General features: G+C 69.1%; 7 protein-coding genes. 3 read left to right on the top strand and 4 right to left on the bottom strand.

The window, feature by feature from the left end:
- Positions 1-428: MFS transporter (locus JF597_RS00195; protein ID WP_293986489.1), on the bottom strand; the 428-nt coding region annotated here is incomplete at its 3' end.
- Between the two features lie 326 nt (positions 429-754).
- Here JF597_RS00195 and JF597_RS00190 point away from each other — a divergent pair.
- Positions 755-1,663 (top strand): helix-turn-helix transcriptional regulator, encoded by a 909-nt coding sequence (locus JF597_RS00190; protein WP_293986487.1) that lies wholly within the window; start codon positions 755-757, stop codon positions 1,661-1,663.
- A gap of 46 nt (positions 1,664-1,709) precedes the next feature.
- Here JF597_RS00190 and JF597_RS00185 read toward each other — a convergent pair whose 3' ends face one another.
- From JF597_RS00185 to JF597_RS00175, 3 genes are all read right to left on the bottom strand, one after another.
- The gene (locus JF597_RS00185) at positions 1,710-2,402 is read right to left on the bottom strand and encodes an NAD(P)H-dependent oxidoreductase (RefSeq protein ID WP_293986485.1); all 693 of its coding nucleotides are present in this window, start codon (positions 2,400-2,402) and stop codon (positions 1,710-1,712) included.
- A 109-nt stretch (positions 2,403-2,511) separates the two neighbouring features.
- Positions 2,512-2,703, bottom strand: coding sequence for a hypothetical protein (locus JF597_RS00180; RefSeq protein ID WP_293986483.1), 192 nt, complete (start codon positions 2,701-2,703; stop codon positions 2,512-2,514).
- Positions 2,704-2,919: 216 nt separating this feature from the next.
- Positions 2,920-3,075 carry a DUF6131 family protein gene (locus JF597_RS00175; RefSeq protein WP_088245310.1) on the bottom strand — a complete coding sequence of 52 codons (156 nt, stop codon included), beginning with the start codon at positions 3,073-3,075 and terminating at the stop codon, positions 2,920-2,922.
- A gap of 237 nt (positions 3,076-3,312) precedes the next feature.
- On the opposite strand from JF597_RS00175, the gene JF597_RS00170 reads away from it, so the two are divergent.
- Positions 3,313-3,804, top strand: coding sequence for a DUF2975 domain-containing protein (locus tag JF597_RS00170; protein WP_293986479.1), 492 nt, complete (start codon positions 3,313-3,315; stop codon positions 3,802-3,804).
- The gene (locus JF597_RS00165; RefSeq protein ID WP_293986477.1) at positions 3,804-4,025 is read left to right on the top strand and encodes a helix-turn-helix transcriptional regulator; all 222 of its coding nucleotides are present in this window, start codon (positions 3,804-3,806) and stop codon (positions 4,023-4,025) included. The genes JF597_RS00170 and JF597_RS00165 overlap by 1 nt, the downstream gene beginning before the upstream one ends.
- The last annotated feature ends 19 nt before the right edge of the window (positions 4,026-4,044 follow it).

Here is a 4,044-nt window from a genome sequence, read left to right as displayed (position 1 = left end):
GACAGCGCCGCAGGGGTCACAGCGGCGGTGGCCAGGCCCTGGAGGACGCGGGCCGTGATCAGCATCTCCGGGTTCTGCGCCAGCCCGCCCATGAGGGAGGCCGCGCCCAGGACCACGAGACCGCCGAGGAAGACCCGGCGGCGGCCGAACAGGTCCGCGACCCGGCCGAAGAGCAGGGTGAAGCCGGCCGCGCACAGCGCGAACGAGGTGCCGATCCACTGCAGGTGCGCCAGCGAGAAGCCCAGGCCGTTGCCGATCACGGGCAGCGCCACGTTCAGGATGGCGAAGTCAACGGCCAGCATGAACTGCGTGGCGAGCAGCAGGACCAGTACCAGCCGGAGCCGGGGGGTGAGCCCGGCTCCGGCAGGTGCCGTGTCGACGGCAGGACCGGGCGCGATACCGGCTGTTTCCGTATCAGTGACAGACATGACGTCGAGTCCTTTTCCTCATGGTTTCTGGCGCGCGGCACGTTCGGTCACGTCACGCGCTGTTACGGAAAAGGATCGGCGGCGCCCGGATTGCCAGCCAGAACCGCGCCCTGCACAGCCATCACGAGGGTGGTCATCGCACGACTACCCTTACCGCTACCGGCAGTTGAGACCGACGGGCATCATGGGAGGTCAGTGGCCACAGCCCGGCGCACTCCCCGACCGTTACGAGGGTGGTCATGACAGGAGCACCCTTACCGCCACCGGCACTTCGGGGCCGGCGGGCAGCACCCGGCCTGACGCACTCCGCCGATCTGGAGGCACGAATGGACGCCTCGTCCGAGCTGGGAGGTTTCCTCAAGTCGCGCCGCGCCGCGCTGCGCCCCGAGGAAGTCGGCATCACCCCGTACCCGTCCCGCCGCCGCGTCGCGGGGCTGCGCCGCGAGGAACTGGCGATGTTGGCCAACGTCAGCATCACCCACTACACCCGCCTCGAGCAGGGCCGCGCCGGCAGTGCCTCCGACGGTCTCCTGGAGGCGATCGCGCGCACCCTGCGTCTGACCGACGACGAGACGGCCCACCTGAAGGACCTCGCCCGTCCCGCCGCCGCGTCGTCCCGCCCCGCACCGCCCCGGGCGGCGCACGCCGGCGCCTCGGCCCGGCAGCTGCTGAAGGCCATGACCGGCGTACCGGCCGTCGTCATGGACCGGCGCAACGACGTCCTCGCCTGGAACCACCTGGGGCACGCCCTGCTCGCCGGACACCTGGCGCCCGAGAGCCCCGACACACCCGGCGACCGCCCGAACCTGACCCGGATGCTCTTCCTGGACGAGCAGTACCGGGAGTTGTACAGGAACTGGGACGACCAGGCCCAACTCGCCGTGGCCGCCCTGCGTCTGGTCGCCGGCCGCCACCCCGACGACCGCTCGCTGGCCGAGCTCATCGGCCAACTCACCATGCACAGCGATGAGTTCGCCTCTCTGTGGGCCCAGCACCCAGTGCGCACCTGCACCTCCGGAGTGAAGCATCTGCGTCACCCGCTGGTCGGTGCCATGGAACTCAGCTTCGAGAATCTCGTCATCCCGGGCACCTCGGGCCAGCGAATGATCGCCTACACGGCAGAACCCGGCTCACCGTCGGAGGCGGCACTGCGGCTCCTGGGCAGCGCGACGGCTCCGGTGGCCCAGGACCCGGCAGCGGTACGGCACGGCGTCACCGCCTCGGCGGTACGGTGACGCCGGCCCCGCTCGGACGTCGAGCGGGGCCGGCGTCGGCGTGGACCTACCGCGCCGTCAACGGGATGGCGGGGAGGGAAGCCGTCGCGGTGCGCGCGACGGACTCCTGGACCGCCTCCAGCGCCGCTGCCCTCTCCCCGTCGGTCAGGTGGGCCGGTCCGTAGGTGATCACGGGTTCGAGGACCTGGTAGCCGACGAACTCCAGCATTCCGCGGTGGATGTGGAACAGGAAGTCGTCCACCGCGCCGAAGGCGCCACCGGGTCGGAACGCCTCTCTGGAGCCGCCGGTCGTGAACAGCAGCATCGCCCGCTTGCCGGCGAGCGCGGCGTCGCCGAAGAACCCGTGGTCCCCGCCGAAGAGGGCGCCCATGACGAACACCCGGTCGATCCACCCCTTGAGGATGGCCGGTAGCGAGAACCACCACAGCGGGAATGACAGCACGAGAAGATCGGCGGCGAGCAGTCGCTCCAGATGGTCCTTGACGGCCTCGTCGAGCGTGCCGTCCTGGATCGCGCGCATCTGCTCGGCCTGCGGCTTGAACGGCCCGTCCACAGGGGCGAACTCCTCACGGGCGAGGACCGGGGCCCAGGCGTCGCCGTAGAGGTCCAGGACGTCGACTTGGTAGCCGGCGCCACGGAGGGCCTGAGCGGCGGTGGCCATCTGGGCGGTGCTGAACGAGTCGGGCTCGGGATGAGCGTGGACGATCAGGGCGGTGGGAAGGGCAGCGGAGGTCGACATGCCGAGATCATATCGACGCATTGCGATACGTCAATATGAGTTCGGCGGGTGGCGGGGGGGATGTCACGCTACGAGGCGCCAGAGAGGTACGTGTACGGCTGGGCCGGTGTCAGCTTCGTTCCATGCGGGCGCAGATCCGGGTGGCCAGGTGGAAGGGGGTGACCGGGTACTGCTGGTGCGGAGCGACGAGTGCGCGGTGCGCCCTCGCGGGGACGAGCAGCGCGTGCGAAGGCATGGGCGGCGCGCCGGACTGATCGACGACCTCCACGACGAGACACCAGGTCGGCTCACGCTCGACCACAAAGCCTCCCAGGTCGCCGGTCCACAGGATGCGGCCTGTGTCGCCAACCGCAACAGGCGGTGCGCCGACCGCAGTCAGCGACCACCGCCTGTTGCCGTTGGTGGCACAGGCCCCTTGGCATCGGTCGGCTCATGCACCGCCGCAGACTCGCCCGCGACTACGAGAGACGACCAAACACCAGCCCCTGAGCCAGGCGCCGTGCGATGACACCCGCGGTCACCAATAGTGGCGTCGGCCGGCGACGGCGTGCCCCATGGACCCCATCAGCCAGAAAACGGCGCCCACCACGGCCAGGATGATGCCGAGGGTCCACAAGATCGATATGCCGGTGAGGAAACCGACAACAAGCAGGATGATGCCGAGCGCGATCATGACGTACCTCCTGACGTGAGCTGATGTGTTACCTCCCGAGTGCCCCGAACCGGCAACCTCACCCCACTCCGCCGAGCAAGAAGCAACCACCGACGGGACTTTGGGGCGGGATCGCCTCGCGACCCCGCCCACCAACCCCCTGATGCACAGCACTTCCGCATCCGTATGTATCCCAGACCTTGCCCAGCCTATCGAATTTCGATAGGTTTCCATCGCAAATCGATGGAAGGACGGAACATGGGAAAGCTGACCGTGGGTGCGCTGCGTGTCGTGCTCGTGGTGGTGTTCGCCGGCACCGTGTTGGTACAGGCGTTGATGGTGTGGACATTGGTCAGCGGGAGCGACCCGGAGGACGGGTCGCTCCCGCTGACCGCACTGCGCGTGATCACGATCCTGGGCATGGTGTCGGTCCAGGTCGCCACGGTCTGTGTGGGGCGGTTGGTGACGATGGTGCGGCGCGGAACCGTGTTCTCCCACGCCGCCTTCCGATATGTGGACGGCGTGATCGGCGCGATCGTGGCGGTTTCCCTCGTGTGGTTCGCGGTCACGATCGTCAATGCGCCGGGCCAGCGGGACGACCCGGGCGTCACCGTGATCATGGGCGGCATCGGCCTGGCCATCCTGGGAGTTGCGCTCATCGTGCTCGTGCTGCGGATGCTGCTCGCCCAGGCCGTTGCCCGCGACGTCGAAGCGGCGCAGATGCAGGCCGAGTTGGACGAGGTGATCTGATGCCGATCGCCGTCGACATCGACGTGATGCTGGCCAGGCGGAAGATGTCCGTGGGTGAACTCGCGGACCGCGTGGGGATCACGCCCGCCAACCTGGCGGTGCTCAAGAACGGCCGCGCCAAGGCGGTACGCTTCGCGACCCTCGCCGCGCTCTGCGAGGTACTCAAGTGCCAGCCGGGCGACCTGCTGCGCTGGGAGGCCGACGACGCCGCGAGCGGATGACGTGCCCGAGGGCGGGCGG

Source organism: Streptomyces sp., from assembly GCF_019510245.1.
In the GTDB taxonomy this organism is placed as follows: Bacteria; Actinomycetota; Actinomycetes; order Streptomycetales; family Streptomycetaceae; genus Streptomyces.
Note: the sequence above shows the minus strand (reverse complement) of the source record. Positions and strands in the feature narration are given on the sequence as shown.